At 62.6% G+C, this 26,318-nt stretch carries 17 protein-coding genes; 13 read left to right on the top strand and 4 right to left on the bottom strand.

What is annotated here, in order from left to right:
• Nucleotides 1-4 precede the first annotated feature (4 nt).
• The 3 genes from glpK (at nt 5) to glpD (ending at nt 4,195) form a co-directional block, all read left to right on the top strand.
• Nucleotides 5-1,504 (top strand): glycerol kinase GlpK, encoded by a 1,500-nt coding sequence (glpK, locus tag I8746_RS18845; protein ID WP_004575666.1) that lies wholly within the window; start codon nt 5-7, stop codon nt 1,502-1,504.
• Between the two features lie 101 nt (nt 1,505-1,605).
• Nucleotides 1,606-2,361 carry a DNA-binding transcriptional repressor GlpR gene (glpR, locus tag I8746_RS18840; RefSeq protein ID WP_003254962.1) on the top strand — a complete coding sequence of 252 codons (756 nt, stop codon included), beginning with the start codon at nt 1,606-1,608 and terminating at the stop codon, nt 2,359-2,361.
• Between the two features lie 295 nt (nt 2,362-2,656).
• On the top strand, nt 2,657-4,195 hold the full coding sequence (glpD, locus tag I8746_RS18835; protein WP_017148133.1) for a glycerol-3-phosphate dehydrogenase: 1,539 nt from the start codon (nt 2,657-2,659) through the stop codon (nt 4,193-4,195).
• Between the two features lie 27 nt (nt 4,196-4,222).
• Here the strand turns inward: glpD and I8746_RS18830 are convergent, their stop codons facing one another.
• Nucleotides 4,223-8,542, bottom strand: coding sequence for an NEL-type E3 ubiquitin ligase domain-containing protein (locus I8746_RS18830; RefSeq protein ID WP_221100935.1), 4,320 nt, complete (start codon nt 8,540-8,542; stop codon nt 4,223-4,225).
• A gap of 332 nt (nt 8,543-8,874) precedes the next feature.
• On the opposite strand from I8746_RS18830, the gene I8746_RS18825 reads away from it, so the two are divergent.
• The 7 genes from I8746_RS18825 to I8746_RS18795 all read left to right on the top strand — a co-directional run bounded on the left by I8746_RS18825 (nt 8,875) and on the right by I8746_RS18795 (nt 15,744).
• Nucleotides 8,875-9,792: a glutamate/aspartate ABC transporter substrate-binding protein gene (locus I8746_RS18825; RefSeq protein ID WP_012051389.1), complete on the top strand. Its 918-nt coding sequence runs from the start codon at nt 8,875-8,877 to the stop codon at nt 9,790-9,792.
• Between the two features lie 145 nt (nt 9,793-9,937).
• Nucleotides 9,938-10,684 (top strand): amino acid ABC transporter permease, encoded by a 747-nt coding sequence (locus I8746_RS18820; protein WP_012051388.1) that lies wholly within the window; start codon nt 9,938-9,940, stop codon nt 10,682-10,684.
• Entirely contained in the window at nt 10,685-11,356 is a 672-nt protein-coding gene (locus I8746_RS18815) for an amino acid ABC transporter permease (protein ID WP_012051387.1), read from the top strand.
• Complete coding sequence (locus tag I8746_RS18810) at nt 11,353-12,087, top strand: amino acid ABC transporter ATP-binding protein (protein WP_003254971.1); 735 nt, start codon at nt 11,353-11,355, stop codon at nt 12,085-12,087. The genes I8746_RS18815 and I8746_RS18810 overlap by 4 nt, the downstream gene beginning before the upstream one ends.
• A gap of 68 nt (nt 12,088-12,155) precedes the next feature.
• Nucleotides 12,156-14,060 carry an ATP-binding protein gene (locus I8746_RS18805; protein ID WP_014861385.1) on the top strand — a complete coding sequence of 635 codons (1,905 nt, stop codon included), beginning with the start codon at nt 12,156-12,158 and terminating at the stop codon, nt 14,058-14,060.
• The gene (locus I8746_RS18800; RefSeq protein ID WP_012051385.1) at nt 14,057-15,385 is read left to right on the top strand and encodes a sigma-54 dependent transcriptional regulator; all 1,329 of its coding nucleotides are present in this window, start codon (nt 14,057-14,059) and stop codon (nt 15,383-15,385) included. Before I8746_RS18805 ends, I8746_RS18800 begins: the two co-directional genes overlap by 4 nt.
• A 23-nt stretch (nt 15,386-15,408) precedes the next feature.
• A complete protein-coding gene (locus I8746_RS18795; RefSeq protein ID WP_003254977.1) occupies nt 15,409-15,744 on the top strand; it encodes a GlpM family protein in 336 nt (111 codons plus the stop codon).
• 117 nt (nt 15,745-15,861) lie between these two features.
• On the opposite strand, the gene I8746_RS18790 is transcribed toward I8746_RS18795, so the two are convergent.
• Nucleotides 15,862-16,857, bottom strand: coding sequence for an alpha/beta fold hydrolase (locus I8746_RS18790; protein WP_012051384.1), 996 nt, complete (start codon nt 16,855-16,857; stop codon nt 15,862-15,864).
• Nucleotides 16,858-17,052: 195 nt separating this feature from the next.
• Between I8746_RS18790 and metR the strand changes: the two genes are divergently transcribed.
• On the top strand, nt 17,053-17,970 hold the full coding sequence (gene metR, locus I8746_RS18785) for a transcriptional regulator MetR (protein ID WP_003254981.1): 918 nt from the start codon (nt 17,053-17,055) through the stop codon (nt 17,968-17,970).
• On the opposite strand, the gene I8746_RS18780 is transcribed toward metR, so the two are convergent.
• A complete protein-coding gene (locus I8746_RS18780) occupies nt 17,954-18,367 on the bottom strand; it encodes an NUDIX domain-containing protein (RefSeq protein WP_003254983.1) in 414 nt (137 codons plus the stop codon). The genes metR and I8746_RS18780 overlap by 17 nt on opposite strands.
• Before the next feature lie 136 nt (nt 18,368-18,503).
• Here I8746_RS18780 and I8746_RS18775 point away from each other — a divergent pair, with 136 nt between their 5' ends.
• Complete coding sequence (locus I8746_RS18775) at nt 18,504-22,784, top strand: DEAD/DEAH box helicase (protein WP_221100934.1); 4,281 nt, start codon at nt 18,504-18,506, stop codon at nt 22,782-22,784.
• 282 nt (nt 22,785-23,066) lie between these two features.
• Nucleotides 23,067-24,686: an FMN-binding glutamate synthase family protein gene (locus I8746_RS18770; protein WP_012051382.1), complete on the top strand. Its 1,620-nt coding sequence runs from the start codon at nt 23,067-23,069 to the stop codon at nt 24,684-24,686.
• Nucleotides 24,687-24,722: 36 nt separating this feature from the next.
• Here I8746_RS18770 and I8746_RS18765 read toward each other — a convergent pair whose 3' ends face one another.
• Nucleotides 24,723-26,141 carry an amino acid permease gene (locus I8746_RS18765; protein ID WP_003254987.1) on the bottom strand — a complete coding sequence of 473 codons (1,419 nt, stop codon included), beginning with the start codon at nt 26,139-26,141 and terminating at the stop codon, nt 24,723-24,725.
• Nucleotides 26,142-26,318: the final 177 nt, after the last annotated feature.

The following is a 26,318-nucleotide window of genomic DNA, read 5'->3' as shown; positions in this document are numbered from 1 at the left end:
GACCATGACAGACACCCAGGATAAGAACTACATCATCGCCCTGGACCAGGGTACCACCAGCTCACGGGCGATCATTTTCGACCGTGACGCCAATGTTGTAGGTACCTCCCAACGCGAGTTCGCACAGCATTACCCGCAGGCGGGCTGGGTCGAGCATGACCCGATGGAGATTTTCGCCACACAAAGCGCCACCATGGTCGAGGCCCTTGCCCAGGCGGGTATCAGCCACGCCCAGGTCGCTGCGCTGGGCATCACCAACCAACGCGAAACCACGGTGGTGTGGGACAAGGAAACCGGACGCCCGGTGTACAACGCCATTGTCTGGCAGTGCCGCCGCAGCACCGAGATTTGTGCCCAGCTCAAGCGCGACGGCCACGAAGGCTACATTCGTGAAACCACCGGGCTGGTCACCGACCCGTATTTCTCCGGCACCAAGCTGAAGTGGATCCTCGACAATGTCGACGGCGCCCGTGAACGCGCCGAGCGTGGCGAACTGCTGTTCGGCACCATCGACACCTGGCTGATCTGGAAGTTTACGGGTGGCAAGGTTCACGTCACCGACTACACCAACGCCTCGCGCACACTGATGTTCAACATCCACAGCCTGCAGTGGGACGACAAGCTGCTGCAGATCCTGGGTATCCCGCGGCAAATGCTGCCTGAGGTGCGCCCATCTTCGGAAGTGTACGGCCACACCAAGAGCGGCATTGCCATTGCTGGTATCGCCGGCGACCAGCAGTCGGCACTGTTCGGCCAGATGTGCGTTGAGCCGGGCCAAGCCAAGAATACCTACGGCACCGGCTGCTTCCTGTTGATGAACACGGGCGACCAGGCGGTGAAGTCGTCCCACGGCCTGCTCACTACCATTGCCTGCGGCCCGCGTGGTGAGGTGGCCTATGCACTGGAAGGCGCGGTATTCAATGGTGGCTCTACCGTGCAATGGCTGCGTGACGAACTGAAGATCGTCAACGACGCCCTGGATACCGAGTATTTCGCCAGCAAGGTCAAGGACAGCAACGGCGTGTACCTGGTGCCCGCCTTTACCGGCCTGGGTGCCCCGTACTGGGACCCGTATGCCCGTGGTGCGTTGTTCGGCCTGACACGTGGCGTGAAGGTGGACCACATTATTCGCGCCGCACTGGAGTCCATCGCCTACCAGACCCGCGATGTCCTCGACGCCATGCAGCAAGACTGTGGCCAGCGCTTGTCCGAGCTGCGCGTGGACGGTGGTGCAGTGGCCAACAACTTCCTCATGCAGTTCCAGGCCGACATCCTCGGCACCTGCGTCGAGCGGCCGCAGATGCGCGAAACCACGGCGCTGGGCGCCGCCTATCTGGCAGGCCTGGCCTGTGGCTTCTGGAGTGGCCTGGACGAGCTGCGCGACAAGGCGATCATCGAGCGTGAGTTCAGCCCGCAGTTGGACGAAACGCAGAAAGAAAAGCTGTATGCCGGCTGGAAGAAGGCGGTCGAGCGTACCCGTGACTGGGAAGATCACGAGGCATGATAGCTGTTGGGGCCGCCATGCGGCCCCAATCGTCCACTGGCCGTCATCCCCTTCCTACGGCATCATTGCAGAATTTGTCCGGCAGCCCCAAAGGACCGCCCATGAATCTGCCCCCTCGCCAACAACAAATCCTCGAACTGGTACGCGAACGCGGCTATGTCAGTATCGAGGAAATGGCGCAGCTGTTCGTTGTCACTCCCCAGACCATCCGACGCGACATCAACCAGCTTGCCGAGCTCAACCTGTTGCGTCGTTATCACGGCGGCGCGGCTTACGATTCGAGCATCGAGAACACCGCCTACGCCATGCGTGCCGACCAGATGCGCGACGAAAAGCAGCGCATTGCCGACGCCGTAGCCCGGCAGATTCCCGACCATGCGTCGCTGTTCATCAACATCGGCACCACCACCGAATCGATCGCACGGGCGCTGCTCAACCACAACCACCTGAAAGTCATCACCAACAATTTGCACGTGGCGGCGATCCTGGCCGCCAAGGACGATTTCGAAGTGCTGGTCGCGGGTGGCACGGTACGCCGTGATGGTGGTGTAGTCGGCCAGGCCAGTGTCGATTTCATTAACCAGTTCAAGGTCGACTTCGCCCTGGTGGGCATCAGCGGTATCGACGAGGATGGCAGCCTGCTCGATTTCGACTATCAGGAAGTGCGGGTGTCGCAAGCCATCATCGCCAATGCCCGGCAAGTGATCCTCGCGGCCGATTCCAGCAAGTTCGGGCGCAATGCCATGGTGCGTCTGGGCTCGATCGACCTGGTCGACTGCCTGGTGACCGACCAGACACCAACCCCAACCCTTACCCAATTGTTGAACCAGAACAAGATCAGGCTTGAGGTGGTTTGAGGGCTGGTGGGTGCATGCCGGCAGATGTATGGCGGCCGTGAGATCAAGTGCGGCCCGCGCGGCGCATCGCGAGCGTGGCTCGCGCCTGCATCGGTTTCGGGCCAGTTATGCCTGAGACAGCGCCCCCCCATAACCAAAGCCACCCCCTAAATTTTCGGAAATGTTCACTTCGTTGTCATTTGATCAGTTTTTTCTATAGAGACTGACTGGCGACCGGCTTTCTGTTGCGCTAATATTTTCGCAAACGAACATCAATGTTCATATTCGATGTGAACAGCCCCAGGAGGCCTTGCCCGTGTCCCAGCCAGTTTCGTCCCAGCCCCCAACAGCCGACTGCTATGACCTTGTCGTGATCGGCGGTGGCATCAATGGCGTGGGCATCGCTGCCGACGCCGCTGGTCGCGGCTTGAAGGTCTTCCTTTGCGAAAAAGACGATCTGGCCCAACACACGTCGTCAGCCAGCAGCAAACTGATTCACGGTGGCCTGCGCTACCTGGAGCACTACGAGTTTCGCCTCGTACGCGAGGCCTTGGCTGAACGCGAAGTGCTGCTGGCCAAGGCACCGCACATCGTCAAACCTATGCGCTTCGTGCTTCCGCACCGCCCGCACCTGCGCCCTGCATGGATGATCCGCGCCGGCCTGTTCCTCTACGACCACCTGGGCAAGCGCAAGCGCCTGGGCGCCTCGCGTAGCCTTCGCTTCGGCCCGGGCTACCCGCTGAAGCCGGCAATCACCCGCGGCTTCGAATACGCCGACTGCGCTGTCGATGACGCCCGCCTGGTAGTACTCAACGCCATGGCGGCCCGTGAGCTGGGCGCACACATCCACACCCGCACCCGCTGCTTGCGCGCCGAACGTGTAGAGGGCTTGTGGCAGGTAGAACTGCAGCACGCCGACGGCAGCCTCCAGACGATCCATACCCGCGCGCTGGTCAACGCCGCCGGCCCGTGGGTGGCCAGCTTCATCAAGGACGACCTCAAGCTCGATGCGCCTTACGGCATCCGCCTGATCCAGGGCAGCCACATTATCGTGCCGCGCCTGTATGAAGGTGAACATGCCTACATTCTGCAGAATGAAGACCAGCGCATCGTCTTCTGCATCCCGTACCTGGACCGCTTTACCCTGATCGGCACCACTGACCGGGAATACAGCGGCGACCCGGCCGCGGTCGCCATTACCGAGCAGGAAACACATTACCTGTTGAAGGTCGTCAATGAGCACTTCAACCACCAACTGAGCCAAGCCGACATCCTGCATACCTACTCCGGCGTTCGGCCGTTGTGCAACGATGAGTCGGACAACCCTTCGGCAGTGACCCGGGACTACACACTCGCCCTTTCGGCAGAAGCTGGCCAGGCACCGCTGCTGTCAGTGTTCGGTGGCAAGCTCACCACCTACCGCAAGCTGGCCGAATCGGCCATGGCTGAACTCAAGCCCTTCTTCACCCAGATGCGCGGCCCCTGGACCGCCAGTGCGCCACTGCCGGGCGCAGAGGGCATGACAACGGTACAGGCGCTGATCGATGCCGTACTGGCACGGTGCGGCTGGTTGCCTGTAGACCTGGCCAAACGCTGGGTGCTCACCTATGGCAGCCGTGTGTGGCGACTGCTCGATGGCGTTCACGGCCCCGAGGACCTCGGGCAGGCTATCGGGGCCGGGCTGTTCACCCGCGAGGTGGACTACCTGCAGGAGGAGGAATGGGCAGAGCAAACCGCTGACATTATCTGGCGTCGCACCAAGCTGGGCCTGTCGCTGACCGCGCAGGAGCAGATGGCCTTGGAGGCGTATCTGCAACAAGCCCGCAAGGTGCGCACGAATAGCCGCGCAGCTTGATACCGACGGTGAAGCCCTCTTGATTCGTCAAGGGGGCGTATTCGCCCAGCGCTCATAGGCTTCCCGCGCCAACCGCGCCAGCAATGCCCGCTCACTGCGATCGTAATCAGTCTTCAGTGCTTCACAGCGTTGCAGAAACTCGCTTTCGTTGATCACTTGCTCATCTACCTGAACCTGTAGGGCCTCCATGCGCTGGTGCAGTGGCTGTACCAGGTCTTCAAATCGCTGCGCATGAAACTCGCGCGCGTATTGCTCCCAGAAAGGCCGCTGTGCCAACGAGGCTATCAGGGCATCCGTCGTCTCAGTTTGCAAAACCGCGTCCTGGACCCGCAACACATCGCTGGTGGTTACGTTTGCAAAACCTGGGTAGTGCATTTCGTCGAGCTCGATCGGCAAGCCCAACGGACGCGCAAGCCGCTGTCGGTAAAAAAGCCGTGTCTCGATTTCATCGACATGAGGGGCGTGCTCGGCATGCATGCTTTGCACGTGCAACGTCGCGTGACGGTCGACCTCGTCCAGGCGAAACAAACCACGCGCCAGGCTTAGCAAGCGAGCTTCCATCCGACTGCCATGCGCGTCTTCGACGGCGCGCAGCACCAGAACCCCAAGCTCCATCTGCTCCAGCAACAGCAGCAGGCGGTCTTCACAACTGCGGGGGCCAGATGCCTCGAGAAACAACTGATGACGCAACTGCTCGTGCTGCTCACACGTTTCCAGAATTCGCCAGATTCGGCTGCGGTAATGCCCAGGGTGCTGCTCAAAGTCCTCGCCGTGAACGAAGTCTGCCAGAAAGCGGAACATTCCATCTGAGTGCGGTTCCTCAAGCAGCGCTGTCCATATGGCCTGCTGGCGATCACGTTCAGCGTCGGCTGTGCTGTTGGCCCAGGTATTGAACAGGTCACTGTCAATGGCGCGATGGCGTGCGGACGCTGACCCCCACTGCCCTGGGGTTACACCTCGAGCCTCATCAAGCAGTAATGCGTCAGCTTCGCCAAGTGGATTATCGTGCAAGGACAACTGGTGCACCTGCAGGCGCAGCTGCTGCAACTCTCGGCGCAGCGTGCGAATGTTGTTGTTTCGCAAGTCTATGTGGGCACGAAATGAAATCCGCTCAGGCAACGCCTCAAGGCCAGCAGAGCGCAAGTTGACTTCACGCAAATTGCCCAGGCGCGTCAGTACCGGCGCCCTTCCCAGCGGGTTGTGGCTGAGGTCGAGGTACCGCAGCGCGCTCATCCCGGCAAGACGCAATTCACCGGCCTCATCCATTATCACGCTGTTGCGACGCAGGTTTAGCTGCCGCAGGCGGGGCAAATGTTCAATGCCGTGAGGGATCGCAGTCAGGCGATTGCCGGACAGGTCGAGCTCAATCAGGTTGGGAAAACGTCGAAGGAAGTCTCCATTGATTTCACCAAGGCGCAGGTCACTGAGGATCAGCCGTCGCACATGATCAAAGCTCACCCCCTCCGGCAATTCGGGCAGACTCCCGATACGCTCTCCGCTGATGATCAGCGCGTAGTCCCCGGCCTCGTCGGTTATCTTGCGCCGCCAGCTTCGCCGTACGGCAGTAGCGACCCGACGGCGGCGTAGCGCGTCCAGTGGGTTACTGGCATCCCTGCGCCACTGGCGCAGGCTCTGACGCAGGCGCGCCAACTGCCCCGTGAGCTGGCTGTAGTGCTCCCACAACCCTACTCGCCGCTCCATGAGGTCAAGCAGATAGGCTTGTAGCTCCCCGTCTGTCATCGTCGGAAACACTTGGTGAATACCACGCCCTATGGCACGCCGACTGCTCTCGCCTCGCCCACTCAAGGCATACCCGATACGCCCATCTCCAAAACGGGTCGGGGGTCGCAGGCCAACACCCAGACGCGGCATGCCACAGAGCTCAGCCGCTTGGGTGCGATCCCCGGCAGCGGCCTCGATCAGCAACGAGCCCAGGGCGCCTGGACTGACAGCGGCATCGCCGAGATCGGCTGTCTGCGTATCGTCCAGCGCAGCCAACAGTGCCGCCAGGTAGGGGCCGGATGTGCCTTGACCGGCGTAGCGGTAGCCGTCGCCGCGGCGCACGATACACCGTACATCCTGCGCAGACTCTGCGCCGATACCGGCCAGATACCGGCCACTCGGGCTACCTTCGCGCAGTTCGATGCGCAGGGTGTCCGGCCATTTCAGCTGACGCTCGAGCAAGCCCAAAGCCAGGCGTTCGGTGTCCGGATTGACGCAACGCGGCAGGCGCAAACCGGCACAGGCCCTGTCCAGACGGCTTTCGCGCAGCGACCATCGTGCACGCTCGGCCACTGCCAAAGGGATCCGCTGCGCGGTGCTGAGTGTATCGAGCTGCGCACCGCTGCATTGCTGAAGCAGCTCACGGGTACAGCGAGCCGACAGGCCGGGGAAAGTGCGCCGCAATATCCGCTCGATGCCATTGGGCTGCACTTGCCGATCAGCAACGTACTGCGCAAGTCGCGGCGCGCTGAAGTCCGGGTGGAATTCATGTGCCTGATATAGCTCCAGGGCATCGAGCAACCGTGCAGGTGCGCCCATGTGCTCAACGTGTAAACGGCGAACCTGCGCTTCACTCAGCCCTGTCACCTGGAGCAGGTAGTCGCATGTCGGTTCCGGTAGCTCTGCCAGGGGCGTACTCAGGCGGCGCACCAGGTTGGCCCGCCCTTCCCAGTACTGTGGCGTTTCGAGTTCATGGCGCCAGCCACCGGCGCCATTCTGCTCTATCGCCGGCCGGTAGGCCCTGGGACGACCAGGGTGCAGGATCCTGGAGCGACCATCCTGCGGATCCTCCATCACCCGATAACGCCCCTCATCGAGGTGCCACAACCATTCCTGTGCGCCGACACCCCGCAACGGTTGGGCATCGTAACCGGGCAGATCCGTAGCCATGAGCCTGACCTTGCCTGCGGAGGTGCACACCGGTGCCAAGTCATCCACGAAGGCCAGACGCTCAAGGGCACGCACGGCCACTTGGCTGCCGGCTGCGATCATCCCGCCGAGCACGACATTCTCGGCAACGTTGAACAGGTGGTTCAACGCCCCTTCGCGATCACCCATGCGCCAATCTTCATACCCTTCATACACTTCGTCAGCAATCTGAACCGCGTTTGCCACCAGCAGCACTTCGCCAAGCACAGGCACGAAGGCCCCCGCCACATTCAGCAAGTTCATACCCAGCTCTTTGTAGCCCTGCATGCGCGCTTCGCGGTCTTCGTCATCTTCGACATCGGTGGGCACGGCGAGCACTTTGGCGTCATCCCTGATCTTGGCAAGGTGTTGCCGGCGCAGGTGTACGAACGGTGCGTCAGTGATCGGTGCAGAACGGGCGTCGAGTTCCACCCCGGCTGCCGATGCCTGCGCAACCCGTTCGTTCAATACCCGATAGAAATTGATGCGCTCACGCTCGGTAATGAAGCGCGCGAAAAAGCGCCGATAGGCCGGCGCACGGAAGCGCTTACCGAGGTAATTGTCGAGTGCATCCCAGCTGGCATGACGGGAGACGGGCTGATGAGGGTCATCGGGTATCCAGAGCACCACCGACTCCACTGCGTCAGCTGACGGACGCACTTCCAGCGTCAGCACGCCTTGAACCGGGCGGCCCAGCAGGTACAACTGTCGGGGCACCACAGTGCCAACCAGCGCAGGCACCACCGGCTTTTCGGCAATAAGTGGCAACAGAAAAAAATACGTGCGCTCGTCAATGTCCTGTTTCAACGCGGCGACCCGCATCGCCACCTCGAAATGGGCCTTGAAACTCGCTTCGAACAGCCCGTGCAAGCGGGAAACGGCCTGGCCCGGCTCATCCTCCGGGCCATCTTCAGGCTGTAGATGGTGGGTGAGCAACGCCTGGTACTTGCCCCCTGCGTCGACCTCGCGACATGCGGAGGCAAACGCGTGGAAGCTCATCGGCAGGCGGTTACCGTTGCCATCGACCAGTTCACCTTTGAGCGTGAGCCCGGGGCGTGTCTCCCTGCGATGATAGTTATGCAGCGCCGCCTCCAGCAATGACCGCCTGGAGCGGCGAACATAGGTGGGCCGCAGCAGCACAGGCGAAGCACTGGGCAGCAACAGCCGCTGCGAGACCCGTACACTCCAACCCGTCACGTCAGGGTTGCTGATGCCGCTCTGGCGCAGTTTCGTTTTGAGCAACGCTGCTGCGTAGGCTTGCAAAGAAGGGATGGTCTGAAGGATCGGGCCAAGCCGCGCATTGCAGTGCGCCTGGCGACTCAGGGCATGACGTAACGCATCGAGCCTTTCCGGTTGCGCGTGGTCGACTAGCCATCCAGGCAAGTTTTGGGCAATCAGGCTATCGATGGAATCGTTCGGGGGCCGGTGCGGTGACATCTGTGGAGCTCTCCAGGCAAAGAGCTGAGCACACTACGTCTGCGCCCTTGCCGCGCACTGCATAGTTACCACACGCGATATCTGGATGTGCGGCGACCCATGCGTTCGGATAACCGAACGAGCAAACGCCATTTATTCGGCCTGGCGAACCCCGGAGAGATGCCGAGACTGTCAAGCGCGAGCAATACAAGCGGTTTAAGGTCGACAGCAGGGCTTGGCACGAGTCATGCTCTACACTTGGTAGCCGAATGCACCCGCTTCTTGCTGTATTCGTTGAACGAAGAGTCCGCCAACGGCTCCATAAAAAAAACAAACACGTCGAGGAAAATTTGATGCGTATCGTTCGTCAATTGCTGGGCGCAGCCATCGCGGCTGCAGTCATCGCTTCGCCGGCCATGGCCGAGGAGCTCACCGGCACCCTGAAGAAGATCAAGGAATCGGGCACCATCACACTGGGGCACCGCGACTCCTCCATTCCATTTTCCTACCTGGCCGGCAAACCCGAGCCCGTCGGTTACTCGCATGACATCCAGCTGGCCGTCGTCGACGCGCTGAAAAAGCAACTGGGCACGGACATCAAGGTCCGCTACAACCTGGTCACCTCGCAAACCCGTATTCCGCTGGTGCAGAACGGCACCGTCGACCTGGAGTGCGGCTCCACCACCAACAACGTCGAGCGCCAGCAACAGGTTGGCTTCTCGGTCGGCATCTTCGAAGTCGGTACCCGCCTGTTGACCAAGGTCAAGGACGGTCAGCCGGCATACAAAGACTTCCCGGACCTGGCCGGCAAGAACGTGGTGACCACCGCCGGTACCACCTCCGAGCGCATCCTCAAGGCGATGAACGCCGACAAGCAGATGAAGATGAACGTGATTTCCGCCAAGGACCACGGTGAAGCCTTCAACATGCTCGAAAGCGGCCGCGCTGTGGCCTTCATGATGGACGACGCCCTGCTCGCCGGTGAAATGGCCAAGGCGCGCAAGCCAGCGGACTGGGTCATCACCGGTACGCCACAGTCGTATGAAATCTACGGCTGCATGGTGCGCAAGGAAGACGCTGCGTTCAAGAAAGCGGTCGACGACGCCATCGTGGCCTACTTCAAGTCGGGCGAAGTCAACAAAAGCTACGACAAGTGGTTCCAGCAGCCGATTCCACCAAAGGGCCTGAACCTCCAGTTCCCGATGAGCGACGAGCTGAAGAAACTGATCGCCGAGCCAACCGACAAGGCTGCGGACGAGAAGAAGTCCTGATCCTCAGCAAATAGTGGCCTGGTGCTCACAAGCACGAATCAATTCTGCAGGCCACTCATTAGTGTCTAACCTTTCATCCGAGGGCGCCTTGCGCCCCCGGATGCTCGAAGGTGCCCGTGAAACAACCGTCTGAGGGGAAATCCCGATGAATTACAACTGGGACTGGGGCGTGTTCTTCAAGTCCACCGGCGTGGGCAGCGAAACCTATCTGGACTGGTACATCACCGGCCTGGGCTGGACCATCGCCATCGCCATCACCGCCTGGATCATCGCGCTGCTGCTGGGGTCAGTCCTCGGTGTCATGCGTACCGTACCGAACCGCCTGGTATCGGGTATCGCCACCGCCTACGTGGAACTGTTCCGCAACGTGCCACTGCTGGTGCAACTGTTCATCTGGTACTTCCTGGTACCGGACCTGCTGCCAGAAGGCTTGCAGGAATGGTTCAAGCAGGACCTCAACCCGACCACTTCGGCGCTGATCAGCGTGGTCATCTGCCTGGGCCTGTTCACCGCCGCACGCGTCTGTGAGCAAGTGCGTACCGGTATTCAGGCGCTGCCCAAAGGCCAGGAAGCTGCCGCCCGCGCCATGGGCTTCAGCCTTCCGCAGATCTACAACAATGTGCTGCTGCCGCAGGCCTACCGGATCATCATTCCGCCGCTCACCTCCGAGTTCCTCAACGTGTTCAAGAACTCCTCGGTGGCGTCGCTGATCGGCCTGATGGAGCTGCTGGCGCAGACCAAACAGACCGCAGAGTTTTCCGCCAACCTGTTCGAGGCGTTCACTTTGGCCACGCTGATCTACTTCACCCTGAACATGGGCCTGATGCTGCTCATGCGCATGGTCGAGAAGAAAGTCGCCGTGCCTGGCCTGATTTCCGTGGGGGGCAAGTAAATGGAAATGGATTTCAGCGAAATCATCCCTGCCCTGCCTGCCCTCTGGGAGGGCATGGTCATGACCCTCAAACTGATGGTCATGGGTGTCATCGGCGGTATCGTGCTGGGCACCATCCTGGCCCTGATGCGCCTGTCGTCAAGCAAACTGCTGTCGAACCTGGCCGGTGCCTACGTCAACTACTTCCGCTCGATCCCGCTGCTGCTGGTGATCACCTGGTTCTACCTGGCGGTGCCGTTCGTGCTCCGCTGGATCACCGGCGAAGATACCCCGGTGGGTGCCTTCACCTCCTGCGTGGTCGCCTTCATGATGTTCGAGGCCGCGTATTTCTGCGAAATCGTCCGCGCCGGTGTGCAGTCGATCTCCAAGGGCCAGATGGGCGCCGCACAAGCGCTGGGCATGAACTACGCGCAGACCATGCGCCTGATCATCCTGCCCCAGGCCTTCCGCAAGATGACCCCGCTGCTGCTGCAGCAGAGCATCATCCTGTTCCAGGACACCTCGCTGGTATACACCGTGGGCCTGGTCGACTTCCTCAACTCGGCACGCTCCAACGGCGACATCATCGGGCGCTCCCATGAGTTCCTGATCTTCGCCGGCGTCGTCTACTTCCTCATCAGCTTCTCCGCTTCGTGGCTGGTCAAGCGCCTGCAAAAAAGGATCACCGTATGATTTCCATCAAGAACGTCAACAAGTGGTACGGCGACTTCCAGGTACTGACCGACTGCAGCACCGAGGTCAAGAAAGGTGAGGTGGTGGTGGTCTGTGGCCCGTCGGGCTCGGGCAAGTCCACCCTGATCAAGTGCGTCAACGCGCTGGAGCCGTTCCAGAAGGGCGACATCGTGGTCGATGGCACTTCGATTGCCGACCCGAAGACCAACCTGCCCAAGCTGCGCTCGCGCGTGGGCATGGTGTTCCAGCACTTCGAGCTGTTCCCGCACCTGACCATCACCGAGAACCTGACCATTGCCCAGCGCAAGGTGCTGGGCCGCAGCGAGGCGGAAGCCACCAAGAAGGGCCTGGCGCTGCTCGAGCGTGTAGGCCTCAGTGCCCATGCCAAGAAACACCCCGGCCAGCTCTCCGGTGGCCAGCAGCAGCGCGTGGCCATCGCCCGCGCCCTGGCGATGGACCCGATCGTCATGCTGTTCGACGAACCCACCTCGGCACTGGACCCGGAAATGGTCAGCGAGGTACTGGACGTGATGGTTCAACTGGCCCAAGAAGGCATGACCATGATGTGCGTAACCCACGAGATGGGCTTTGCCCGCAAAGTCGCCAACCGGGTCATTTTCATGGACAAGGGCAGTATCATCGAAGACTGCACCAAGGAAGCGTTCTTCGGTGACCAGAGCGCCCGCGACCAGCGCACCCAGCACTTCCTCAGCAAGATCCTGCAGCACTGACCCGGCCACAGCTTCCGCTGCCACGGCCCCACCAGGCAGCGGAAGCTGGTCGTAACAAGGCCACTGTGATGAAATGCGATCCCTCGCTACTTCGCCCTGCCAAGCCTGCCGTGAATTCCCGCCTGATCCGTCAATTGCTGTTACCACCACTGATCATCCTGCTGATGGTCGGCCTGGGAATGGCTGGCTACCTGATCAGCGAGAGCAATGGTATCCGCACCCTCAGCGAAAACGGCGAACGCCAGCTGGAGCTGCACGCACGCACGGTCGAAAGCGAAATCAGCAAGTACACCTACTTGCCAAGCCTGCTGGAGCTGGAAGACAGCGTCTCGCACCTGCTCACCGACCCGGACGGCGCTTCACGCCAGACGGTCAACGAATACCTTGAAGGCCTGAACCGTCGCAGTCGCAGTCGGGCCATCTTCGTCCTCGACACCAATGGCCGGGTGCAGGCCACCAGCAACTGGCGCGATGCCGACTCGTTCCTGGGTGAAGACCTGTCGTTCCGCGCCTACTTCCAGACTGCCGTGCGCGGCGAGCCCGGACGTTTCTACGGCATCGGCAGTACCACTGGCGAGGCTGGCTATTACCTGGCCCATGGGCTTGAGGAGCACGGCAAGATTATAGGCGTTGCGGTGATCAAGGTGCGCCTGGACACCCTCGAGGAGCGCTGGCAGCGTGCCCGCCTGGAGGCGTTCGTCAGCGACGAGAATGGCATCATCATTCTCTCCAGCGACCCGGCCCGGCGTCTTAAGTCGGTGCGCCCGCTGACCCCGCAAATCAAGGAGCGCCTGGCGCGAAGCCTGCAGTACTACTGGTGGCCGCTGAACGAATTGCAGCCTCTGGCCCGGGAAACCCTGGCCGATGGTGTGGAAAAGCTGACCTTCCCGGCCAACACCGAAACCGCTCATGGCAAACCGCACGAAGTGGCCTACCTGGCGCAAACCAGGCGCCTGGTCGACACGCCCTGGCATTTCACCCTGCTGACCCCACTGCAGGACCTGCGTCGCGAATCCATGGTGCAGGGCATTCTGGTGGGCGTGGCCTTTGCCTTGCTGGCGATCCTCGGCATTGCCTGGAACGAGCGGCGCAAAGTGATCGCCACCCGCCTGGCGGCCCGTGAAGCCCTTGAAGAGGCCAACAGCCAGCTGGAGCGGCGGATTGCCGAACGCACCGCCGACCTGCGCGCCAGCAACGAACGCCTCAAGGGCCAGATTCGCGAGCGCCGGCATGCCGAACAGACCTTGCGCCACGCCCAGGATGAGCTGGTGCAAGCAGGTAAGCTGGCCGCCATCGGGCAAATGTCTACCAGCATTGCCCACGAGCTGAACCAACCCTTGGCTGCGCTGCGCACCTTGTCTGGCAATACGGTGCGCTTCCTTGAGCGCGGGGCGCTGGAAACCGCCAGCACCAACCTGCGCACCATGAATGACCTGATCGACCGCATGGGCCGCATCACCGCCAGCCTGCGCTCGTTCGCCCGGCGCGGCGATGACAGCGGCCAGGCTTCACTGGCCAAGGCGGTAGAGGCCACCCTGCAGGTGCTGGCCAACCGCGTCAGTGCCTGTCACTTGCAATTGCACCATCAGTTCGAGGACCAGCAACTGGCCATCGACCAAACCCGCCTGGAGCAGATTCTGGTCAACCTGATCGGCAACGCCCTTGACGCGATGGCCGCGCAACCGCAGCCTGAGCTGTGGCTGGAAGGCGAGTTGCAGGGCGACAAGTACCGTTTGCAGGTGCGCGACAACGGCCACGGTATTGACGCCGAAGCGCGCAAGCACCTGTTCGAACCCTTCTTTACCACCAAACCGGGCGAGCATGGCCTGGGCCTGGGCCTGACCTTGTCGGCTTCCCTTGCCGCCGCCGCCAAGGGAAGCCTCAACGTCGAGCATCCCGCCACCGGCGGCACAGCCTTCGTCCTGGCCTTGCCCCTGGTTTCCCCCCCTAGCGAATCGGCAGAGCATCCATGAACCAAGCGCCTCTTACCGTCCTGATTGTCGAAGACGACCCGCATGTGCTGCTCGGCTGCCAGCAGGCGCTGGCCCTGGAGGATATCGCCTGCGAGGGCGTGGGCAGCGCCGAACAGGCGCTGGAGCGCATTGGCGACGATTTCGCCGGCATTGTCGTCAGCGATATCCGCTTGCCGGGTATTGATGGCCTGGAGCTGCTCAATCGCCTCAAGGCCCGTGACCGCAGCCTGCCGGTGGTGCTGATCACTGGCCATGGCGATATCGACATGGCCGTCGGCGCCATGCGTAACGGCGCCTACGACTTCATGGAAAAACCGTTCTCCCCCGAGCGCCTGGTCGATGTAGTACGCCGCGCGTTGGAACAGCGCGGGCTGTCACGCGAAGTAGTGGCCCTGCGCCGCCAGCTGGCCGAGCAGAACAGCCTGGAGGGACGCATCATTGGTCGCTCACCGGCCATGGAGCACTTGCGCGAACTGATCGCCAACGTCGCCGACACCTCAGCCAACGTGCTGATCGAAGGTGAAACCGGCACCGGCAAAGAGCTGGTCGCGCGCTGCCTGCACGACTTCAGCCGTCGCCAGAGCCACCCGTTCGTGGCACTGAACTGTGGCGGCCTGCCGGAAAACCTGTTTGAAAGCGAGATATTCGGCCACGAGGCCAACGCCTTCACCGGAGCCGGCAAACGCCGCATTGGCAAGATCGAACACGCCAATGGCGGCACGCTGTTCCTCGATGAAGTGGAGAGCATGCCGATCAACCTGCAGATCAAGCTGCTGCGCGTGCTGCAGGAGCGCACCCTGGAGCGATTGGGCTCGAACCAGAGCATCCCGGTGGATTGCCGGGTGATCGCCGCGACGAAGGCCGACCTCGATGCCTTGGGCCAGAGCGGCCAGTTCCGCAGCGACCTGTATTACCGGTTGAACGTGGTCACCCTGGAGCTGCCGCCGCTGCGTGAGCGCCGTGAAGACATCCTGCAGTTGTTCGAACATTTCCTGCAGCAGTCGGCGCTGCGGTTCGACCGGGAAACACCGACACTGGACAGCCAGACCCTGTCACGCCTGATGGCCCATGACTGGCCGGGTAACGTGCGCGAGTTGCGCAACGTGGCCGAACGCTATGCCCTCGGCCTGCCAGCCTTCAAGAAAGGCCCCAGCGGAGGTGCCAACCAAGGCCTGCTTTTTGCCGAGGCGGTGGAAGCATTCGAACGCAACCTGCTCACTGATGCCCTGCAACGCACAGGTGGCAACCTGAGCCAGGCCAGCCAGGAGCTGGGCATGGCCAAGACCACGCTGTTCGACAAAGTGAAAAAATACGGCCTCGCCTGACTGAACCCAAACTGGAAAACAACGTGGACCTGGTATTCAAAGCGGCCCTGGGCGCAGGCGTGGTGCTGTTGCTGGCGGTGCTGTCGAAAACGCGCAACTACTACATCGCGGGGCTGGTGCCGCTGTTCCCCACCTTTGCCCTGATTGCCCACTACATCGTCGGCAAGGGGCGCAGCATTGCCGACCTCAAGACCACCATCCTGTTTGGCATGTGGTCGATCATTCCGTATTTCGTGTACCTGGCAACCCTGTATGTACTGGTCGACCGCTTGCGCCTCGAGGCATCGATGGCGCTGGCCACGCTGGCCTGGCTGATCGCCGCGACTGTGCTGGTGACTGTGTGGGTGCGGATGCACTGAGCGAAAGCGGCGCTGGCTGCTTCGCGGGCTCGCCCGCTCCCACAGGGTCTCCACAATGTCTGAGATCGGTGCAGCACCTGTGGGAGCGGGCAAGCCCGCGAAGCAGCCAGCGCGGATTCAGAGCCCTGCGATGTGCGTGACCGCTTGCCTGTGCGCCTGCAAATAAGGCAACACCGCCCCCAGTAACGGCGCCTTGAACGGCTCCTGAAAACGGTGCGCCAACCCCGGGATCAAGCGTAACTGGCTGCCCTGGATATGCGCCGCCAGGTGCACGCCATGCATCACCGGCAATAACGGATCAGCCGTGCCGTGTACCACCAGGGTCGGCACTCGCAACTGGTTGAGCAACTCGACGCGGCTCGGCTCGGCCAGTATCGCCATGATCTGGCGCTTGGCCCCGTCAGGGTTGAACGCCCGGTCGTAGGCCTGCGCCGCCTGCTGCAGCAGCACTTCGCGGTCGTCTCGTACCTCAGGGCTGCCCAAGGCCGCCAGCAGGTCGGCCTGCTGCTCGATAGCCACTTCACGGTTCGGCGCGCTGCGCCGGGCCAGCAACTGCACCAACGCCGGGGCCGGCGCCGGCAGCCCCGCCGCCCCTGAACTGGACATGACCAGCGTCAGGCTGCGCACACGCTCAGGCGCCATCGCCGCCAGGTGCTGGGCAATCATGCCGCCCATGCTCACCCCCAATACATGAAACTGGCGCACGCCCAACGCGTCCATCAGGCGCAAGCCGTCATCGGCCATATCAGTCAGCGTATAGGGCGCCGACACGGGCAGGCCCAACTTGTAACGCAACAGTTCGAGCGTCAGGTTGGCGTGCGGTGGTACCTGGTTCCAGCGGGACAGGCCGACATCGCGGTTGTCATAGCGGATCACCCGAAAACCTTGGCGGCACAATGCCTCGACCACATCATCTGGCCAATGAATCAGCTGCCCGCCCAAGCCCATGACCAGCAGCAAGGCCGGGTCGCGTGGCGCACCGACGCTCTGGTACACCAGGCTGACGGCACCGAGTTCGGCACGCTGCACCGGCACCTGGGCGTCACAGCGCTGTTCGGCGAAACTCGCCGGTGCGCTGAACAGAAAGAAAAGAAAAAGCCAAAAAGCCCGCATGAAAGAAACACCAGAATGCAGATCCCCAGTAGAGCGCGAGTCTGATGAATTCTGTTCGGGCGCGCTGCCACAGTTCGGTGACAGTTTCATGACTCCCGCCAGGCGGTGCGACGATCGCCTAGTCGACAGATGTAGCATCATGAGAGAAACTCAACTCATTACCTGGTTCCTCTATTCCATACCCCGGAGTTATCTGTGCTGGAGATCCGTCACCTGAAAACCCTTCATGCCCTGCGCGAAGCCGACAGCCTGGTGGAGGCCGCCGAACGCCTGCACCTGACCCAGTCGGCGTTGTCGCACCAGTTCAAGGAGCTGGAAGAGCGCCTGGGCCTCCCGATTTTCGTGCGCAAGACCAAGCCAATCCGCTTCACCAGCGCCGGGCTGCGTCTGCTGCAACTGGCTGATGCCACCCTGCCGTTGCTGCGCAGCGCCGAACGTGACATCGCACGCCTGGCCGGAGGCACTGCCGGACGCCTGCACATGGCTATCGAATGCCACAGCTGCTTCCAGTGGCTGATGCCGACCATCGACCAGTTCCGTGATGCCTGGCCGGAAGTGGAACTGGACCTTGCCTCGGGCTTTGCCTTCGCCCCGCTACCGGCCCTGGCCCGCGGCGACCTTGACCTGGTGGTGACCTCCGACCCGGTGGACCTGGCAGGCATCACTTATGTACCGCTGTTCACCTACGAGGCGATGCTGGCGGTGGCCAACCAGCACCCGCTGGCCAGCAAGCCTTACATCGTGCCGCAAGACTTGCTCGACCAGACGCTGATCACCTACCCGGTGGAGCGCGATCGCCTGGACATCTTCACGCGCTTCCTGGAGCCGGCCGATATCGAGCCAGCCGCCGTGCGTACCTCGGAACTGACGGTGATGATGATGCAGCTGGTGGCCAGCGGCCGTGGCGTATGCGGCATGCCGCATTGGGCGCTGCACGAGTACAGCTCGCGCGGCTATGTGAAGGGCAAACGCCTGGGCGAGAAAGGCCTGTTTGCCACGCTTTATGCCGCCGTACGCACCGACATGCTCGATGCCCCGTACATGCGCGACTTTTTGCTGACGGCCAAGGACACCTCGTTCGCCACCCTCGACGGCGTCAGCGCGGTGCGTTGAGCGCCTGGCGATACAGCGGCAGGATCAAGTCGCGGGTCAGGGGAGCCAGTGGCATGACGGGCGCCTGATCTGCAGCCAGCCAGACCACCTCCTCGATCTCTGCGGCCGGCACCACGGCAGCGGCGCTGTCGACACGGAACAGTTCAGCTTGCACTTCGAAGCCTGGTTCGTTGGCGGCGGGGGCACTGAACTGGCCCAGGTGCATGGCCTGAGCCGGGTCGATGCGCAGGCCCAGTTCCTCCTGCAACTCGCGCACCAGCGCCTGTACCGGCGTTTCACCGGCATCGATCTTGCCGCCTGGCTGCATGAAAGCCTCGGTGCCACGCTTGCGCACCAGCAGCGTGCGGCCCTGAGGGTCGATCAGCAGGGCGGCGGCGATGCGGATGATGTTGGGCATGAAATGGGCTCGCTAAATAAAATGACCCGCGAGGATCCCATGGGGTCATTGGCCTGACAAGGCCGGTCATTCCTGTGTCGGCCTGGCAGACGAGCGGCCCCTTGCCAACCTGTTGCACACCCTCCATAAACAACACATGAACCTGCCCGCCAAACACCACCCGGTGCTCGAGCTGTTCCACCCTGCCGTCAGCACCTGGTTCCGCCGCCGCTTCGCCACGGTCACCGATGCCCAGGCACAGGCCTGGCCGTTGATCCACGCCGGGCAGTCCATGCTGCTGGCCGCGCCGACCGGCTCAGGCAAGACCCTGAGCGCTTTTCTGGCCGTGCTAGATGAGCTGCTGCGTGAAGGCATGAAGCACCAGGGCGAACTGCCCGCACAGACACTGGTGATCTACGTTTCACCTCTGAAGGCCCTGTCCAATGACATTCGTCTGAACCTGCAGACCCCGCTCGAAGGCATCTGCCAAGCCATTGCAGAGCAAGGCCTGAACGCCCCACGCATCACCACGGCGGTACGCACCGGCGATACTCCGCAGAAGGAACGCGCCGCCATGCGCAAGCTGGCCCCGCACATTCTGGTGACGACTCCCGAATCGCTTTATGTGCTGATGGGCTCGGCTTCTGGCCGTGAAGGCCTGGCCCATGTGCACACGGTAATCGTCGACGAAATCCATGCCTTGGCCGGTAACAAGCGTGGCGCCCATCTGGCACTGACCTTGGAACGCCTGCAAGCCTTGTGCAAAAAGCCACTGCGGCGGATCGGCCTGTCCGCTACCCAACGCCCGGTCGAACGGGTGGCACAGTTTCTGGTGGGTAGCGCGCGCCCCTGCGCCATTGTCGATATCGGCCATGCCCGCAAGCGTGACCTGGCCATCGAAGTGCCGCCGGTACCGTTGGGGGCGGTGATGGCCACTGATGTCTGGGGCCTGGTGTATGACCGCTTGGCCACCCTTGCCCGTGAACACCGCACCACGCTGGTATTCGTCAATACCCGGCGCCTGGCCGAACGTATCACCCGCCACCTCAGCGACCGGCTGGGCAAGGAGGCGGTTGCCGCACACCATGGCAGCCTGTCCAAAGCGCTGCGCCTGGATGCAGAGCAGCGGCTCAAGAGCGGCCAGCTCCAGGTGCTGGTCGCGACCGCATCGCTGGAGCTTGGCATTGATATCGGCGATATCGACCTGGTCTGCCAGATCGCCTCGCCGGGCTCGATTGCCGGCTTCCTGCAACGGGTTGGCCGCGCTGGACACCAGGTCGATGGTGTGCCGAAGGGGCGCCTGTTCCCCACCTCACGCGATGACCTGATCGAATGCGTTGCCTTGCTTGACTGCGTTCGACAGGGCGAACTGGACGCACTGCACATCCCCCGGGCACCGCTGGATGTACTGGCCCAGCAGATCGTCGCAGAAGCCAGCAACCAGGCCTGGCACGAACAGGATCTGCTGGATTGCCTGCGCCAGGCCACACCTTACGCCGAGCTTGACCAGCACCATTACCAGGCCCTGCTGCGCATGCTCGCCGAGGGCTACAACGGCCGCCAGGGTGTGCGCAGTGCCTATTTGCACCGTGACGCAGTGAGCGGCACGCTGCGTGGCCGACGTGGCAGCCAACTGACCGCGCTGACCAGCGGCGGCACCATCCCCGACAACGCCGACTACACCGTGTTGCTGGAGCCGCAGGCGTTGAACATCGGCAGCGTCAATGAAGACTTTGCCGTGGAAAGCATTGCCGGCGATATTTTCCAGCTGGGCAACGCCTCCTATCGCATTCTGCGCGTCGAGCCGGGCCGGGTGCGGGTAGAGGATGCTCATGGCCTGCCACCGACCATTCCGTTCTGGCTGGGTGAAGCGCCGGGGCGCAGTGACGAGCTGTCTGCCGCCGTGGCCCGGCTGCAGGCGCGAATCGACCAGCAACTGGCGCTGGCAGGCGGCGACACGGTGGAGGTACTGGCCTGGTTGCAGGCGACCTTCGAACTGGACGAAGCTTGTGCGGGCCAGTTGCTCGACTACCTGGCCCGCACCCGTGAAGTGCTTGGCGCCCTGCCCTCGCAGGATACGCTGGTGATGGAACGTTTTTTCGATGAGTCCGGTGGGACCCAACTGATCATTCATTCACCCTACGGTAGCCGCATCAACCGCGCCTGGGGCCTGGCCCTGCGCAAGCGCTTCTGCCGCACCTTCAACTTCGAACTGCAGGCTGCCGCCAGCGAGGACGCCATCGTGCTGTCACTGTCGACCAGCCACAGTTTCGAGCTGGACGAAGTGTGGCGTTACCTGAACAGCCGCAGCGCCGAGCCGATTCTCATCCAGGCCCTGCTCGATGCACCGCTGTTTGGCGTGCGCTGGCGCTGGAATGCAGGCGTGGCCATGGCACTGCCGCGCTTTGTGGGCGGACGCAAGGTGGCGCCACAAATCCAGCGCATGAAGAGTGAGGACCTGGTTGCCGCCGTGTTCCCCGACCAGATCGCCTGCCTGGAGAACATCGTCGGCGAGCGGCAGATTCCCGACCATCCGCTGGTCGAGCAAACCCTCGACGACTGCCTGCACGAGGCGATGGACAGCGAAGGCTGGCTGGCGCTGCTGCAGCGCATGGAAAGCGGTGCAGTGCGCTTGCTGTGCCGCGACTTGCCCGCCCCCTCGCCGCTGGCTTCAGCGATTCTCAACGCCCGGCCTTATGCCTTTCTGGACGATGCGCCACTGGAAGAACGACGTACCCAGGCGGTACTCAACCGGCGCTGGAACGACGTGCACAGTAGCGACGACCTGGGCGCGCTGGACGCTGATGCCATTGCTGCCGTCGCGGCCGAGGCCTGGCCACAGCCGGCCAATCCCGACGAAATGCACGAAGCATTGATGAGCCTGGGGGCCATCGGTCAGGTCGAGGTAGATGCCAACCCCTGCTGGGATGTGCTGCTAAGGCAGCTGGCCAAGGCCGGGCGTGCCTTGCGCCTGCCCGATGACAAGCTCTGGTTGGCCCGCGAACGCCTGAACCTACTGCTGGCACTGTACCCCACAGCGCACAGGGAGCCACCGCTCGAACGGCTCGCTGGCTTTGACCAGCCCATCGAGCCCGACCACGCACTGAGCGAACTGCTGCGCGCCCGCCTGAGCGGCCATGGCCCACAGACCCTGGCGCAAATCGCTGCGCCATTGGGCAAACCGGTAACCGATATCGAACAGTCGCTGGCCCGCCTGGAAGCCGAAGGCTATGTGCTGCGCGGGCATTTCAGCCCAGGTGCCACTGACCTGCAATGGTGCGAACGCCACTTGCTGGCGCGCATCCACCGCTACACGGTCAAACGCCTGCGCCGCGAGATCGAACCGGTCAGCCTGCAAGACTTCATGCGCTTTCTGTTCGATTGGCAGCACCTGGCGCCAGACGAGCGCCTGCGTGGTCCGCAGGCGGTGGCCGAAGTGCTGGGCCAGTTACAAGGGTTCCCCAGCGCTGCAGCGGCCTGGGAGGCGGAACTGCTGCCGGCGCGTATCAAAGACTACAGTCCGCATTGGCTCGACGAAGCCTGCCGAAGCGGCCAGTTTGCCTGGAGCCGGCTGGCGGCAACAGTGGCGAGCAGCACGTTGACCAGTACCCCACTGGTGTTGCTGCCGCGGGACCAGTTGAACACGTGGCGCAGCCTGGCGCCCGCACCTGCTGTCGACGCCCTTGGCCTACGTGCGCAACGTGTGCACGAAGCGCTGAAAACCCAGGGTGCGCTGTTCTTCGATGAACTGGCACATGAGGCACACCTGCTGCCCAGTGAACTGGAAACTGCACTGCAGGAGCTGGTGGGCTCGGGCCTGGCCGGGGCGGACAGTTTCACTGGCTTGCGCAGCCTGATCACGCCTGCAACCAAGCGCAGCGCACGTAACAGCCGCCGAGGCCACCCGCCGCTTTCCAGCAGCATGGCGCATGCCGGACGTTGGGCCCTGCTGCGCCGCAGCGATGCGCCACCGGACCACGACCAGCGCCTGGAGCACATTGCCCGCACGCTGCTGCGCCGCTATGGCGTGATCTGCTGGCGGCTGTTGGCGCGCGAGAGTGATGTACTGCCGCCCTGGCGTGAGCTGCTGCGCTGCTATCACCGATTGGAAGCGCGTGGCGAGATCCGGGGCGGGCGCTTCATTGCCGGGCTGGCCGGTGAACAGTTCGCCTTGCCTGAGGCGGTAGTGTTGCTGCGGCAAGTGAGACGACGTGAACCGGACGGAACGCTGCAGGTGGTGAGCGCCGGTGACCCGCTGAACCTGATCGGCTCGTTGCTGCCCGGGGCGAAAGTGCCGGCAGTGATTGGCAACCGGCTTCTGTATCGCGACGGGATACCGGTGGCGGTGCGGATGGCCGGGCGTTACGCGTATCTGGTCGAGGCGTCCGCACAGGAGCAGGAAAGCTGGCGGCAAAAACTGCTGCGCGCCCCCCTGTAGGAGCGGGTTTACCCGCGAATACGGTGGCGGCGGCAACGCTGACCGGCGGGTAGAAATTGGCCAGCAGGCCCGACCCTTTCGCGGGTAAACCCGCGCCTACGACGGCCTGCGCCCAATCATCAATGTGTGTCCACCACCGATCTGCGTTGCGACCAGGCAATTTGGCTCGGGTCGAGAATGATTTTCGCTACCCCGATTTTATTTTGCAGTGCCCGGCAACTTGGCTATGGTCGGGGTTTGCCCCAGGCCCTGAGCCTGACCGCGCCATCGCAAGGACCCTGTATGAGCCTGTCACTTCTCAGTCGTTATGCCTTCTTCGCCGCCTGTGTGCTGTTCACCCTGGCGAGCCTCCCCTTCAGCCACCACGAATGGCTGTGGCCGTTCACCCTGACCACAGGCATTCTCAGCCTGATCGGCCTGTTCGACCTGCTGCAGCAGCGCCACGCCGTACGCCGCAACTACCCGATTCTCGGCAACATCCGCTATCTGGTCGAGGCCATTCGCCCGGAAATCCGCCAATACCTGCTGGAGTCCGACAGCGATGCCCTTCCCTTTTCTCGCGCCCAGCGCTCGCTGGTGTATGCCCGGGCGAAGAACGAAGCCTCGGACAAACCTTTCGGCACCCTGATCGACGTATATGAATCCGGTTTCGAGTTCATCGGCCACTCCATGCGCCCGGCACCGCTGGCCGACCCGGCCAGCTTCCGCGTCATCGTCGGTGGGCCGCAGTGCAGCCAGCCGTACTCCGCGTCGATCTTCAACATTTCGGCCATGAGTTTCGGCTCACTCAGCGCCAATGCCATCCGTGCGCTCAACCAGGGCGCCAAACTGGGCAATTTCCACCATGACACCGGCGAGGGCAGCATCAGCCCCTACCATCGCGAGCACGGTGGTGACCTGGTGTGGGAACTGGGCAGCGGCTACTTCGGGTGCCGCACGCCAGATGGACGCTTCGATCCCGAACGCTTCGCCGCCCAGGCGCGCAGCCCTCAGGTGCGCATGATCGAGATCAAGATGAGCCAGGGTGCCAAGCCTGGCCATGGCGGCATATTGCCCAAACACAAGGTCACCCAGGAAATCGCCGAAACCCGTGGCGTGCTGATGGGCGAGGATTGCATCTCACCGTCGCGCCACAGCGCCTTCTCGACACCGATCGAAATGATGCAGTTCATCGCCCAGTTGCGTGAGCTGTCCGGTGGCAAGCCAGTGGGGTTCAAGTTCTGCCTGGGCCACCCGTGGGAATTCATGGGCATCGCCAAGGCCATGCTGGAAACCGGCATCCTGCCCGACTTCATCGTCGTCGATGGCAAGGAAGGCGGCACCGGCGCAGCGCCCGTGGAGTTCACCGACCATATCGGCGTGCCACTGCGTGAAGGCCTGCTGTTCGTGCACAACACCCTGGTCGGCCTGAACCTGCGCGACAAGATCAAGCTGGGCGCCAGCGGCAAGATTGTCAGCGCCTTCGACATCGCCAGCGTGCTGGCCATTGGTGCCGACTGGGCCAACTCGGCACGCGGCTTCATGTTTGCCATCGGCTGCATCCAGTCGCAAAGCTGCCACACCAACAAGTGCCCGACCGGTGTGGCCACGCAAGATCCGCTACGCCAGCGTGCGCTCGTGGTGCCCGACAAAGCCCAGCGGGTGCTGAACTTCCACCACAACACGTTGCGTGCCTTGGCAGAAATGCTGGCGGCGGCCGGCCTGGAGCATCCGGCACAACTGGAGGCCAAGCACCTGGTGCGGCGCATTTCAGCCACCGAGATCAAGCTGTTCTCGCAGATGCATGTGTTTTTGAAGCCAGGTGAGCTGCTGACCGGCGAGGTGAACGGGCAGTTCTATTCGCGGATGTGGCAACTGGCCCGGGCGGACAGTTTCGAGCCGCACAGCGAAGTGGCGGCCTGAGAGAACGCTGGGGCCGCAAAGCGGCCCCACGTCAGGTCAGGAGGCGGTACTCGTCACACCTTGTGCGTCTTTCGGCGCCAGGCGGAACGTGTAATACAGCACCGTCAGCAGCACCAGGAACGCCGGGCCGATGTACAGGGCCACACGCGTATCCTCGAAGTACGCCATCAGCCCGACCACCAGCACCAGGAAGGCCAGTGCCAGATACGAGCTCAGCGGCCACAGCCACATGCGGTACTTCAGTGCCTTGCGCTCGGCCGTGGTAAGGCCGGCACGGAACTTCAGCTGCGCCAGCAAGATCATCACCCAGGTCCAGATCGCACCGAAGGTGGCGATCGAGGTCACCCAGACGAAGACCTTTTCTGGCACCAGGTAGTTGGCCAGCACGCCCAGCAGCAACGCGCCGATCGACAGCAGCAGCGCATTGCGTGGCACGCCGTTCTTCGAGGTGCGGGCGAAGGCCGCCGGCGCCTGGCCGTTCTGCGCCAGGCTATAAAGCATGCGCCCGGTGCTGAAGATGCCGCCATTGCACGACGAAAGCGCCGCCGTGATGACCACGAAGTTGATGATGCCGGCAGCGGTCTTGATGCCGAGGCGCTCGAAGGTCATGACGAACGGGCTGCCCTGGCTGCCGATTTCGTTCCACGGGTAAATCGACAGGATCACGAACAACGCGCCGACGTAGAACAGCAGGATGCGCCAGAACACCGAGCCGATGGCCTGGGGAATGGTCTTTTGCGGGTTGCGTGCTTCACCGGCGGTGAGGCCGATCATTTCCACACCCAGATAGGCGAACATCACCATCTGCAGCGACATCAGCACGCCGGTCACGCCATTGGGCATGAAGCCGCCGTTGCTCCACAGGTTGGAGATCCCCACTGCCACACCGTCATTGCCAAAGCCGAAGGCAATGATGCCGATGCCGCCAAGCACCATGGCGATGATGGTGACGATCTTGATCAGCGCGAACCAGAACTCGAACTCACCAAAAGCCTTCACCGCCACCAGGTTGACCGCGCCCATGCTGCCCAGCGCCGCCAGGGCCCAGATCCAGCGCGGAACGTCGGGGAACCAGATGCCCATGTAGATGGCCACTGCCGTGATTTCGGCAACACAGGTCACCAGCCACAGGAACCAGTAGTTCCAGCCGGTCAGGAAGCCCGCCAATGGGCCGAGGTAATCCTGGGCATAACGGCTGAACGAGCCGGCGACGGGGTTGTGCACGGCCATTTCACCAAGGGCGCGCATGATCACCAGGATGGCCAGGCCGCCGATGATGTAGGACAACATGATGGCCGGACCGGCCATTTCGATCGCCTTGGCCGAACCGAGGAAAAGACCGACACCGATACAGGCGCCCAGCGCCATCAGGCGGATGTGCCGTTCGCCCAGTTCACGCTTGAGCGGGCCGCCTTCTGTGGCCTGGCCGTGGGCAGAGTGGTTGCCGACTGGCATAGCAATACAACCTCATTTTGTTATTGGATTTGACCTTCGTGCCGCCGCGACCAAGCCGATAGGCGTGGCATTGGCTTGCCAGGCTGGCCTTGTGGACCGGCCCGTGTGCCGGAGTAGAGCGTCCGGCAAGGCGAAGGGGGCGAGCAGTATAGGAAGACCGTTGTAGGAGTTTTCACT

This window comes from Pseudomonas sp. USTB-Z (genome assembly GCF_019691255.1).
Lineage (GTDB): Bacteria > Pseudomonadota > Gammaproteobacteria > Pseudomonadales > Pseudomonadaceae > Aquipseudomonas > Aquipseudomonas alloputida.
This window is presented reverse-complemented; position numbering and strand designations above follow the sequence as displayed.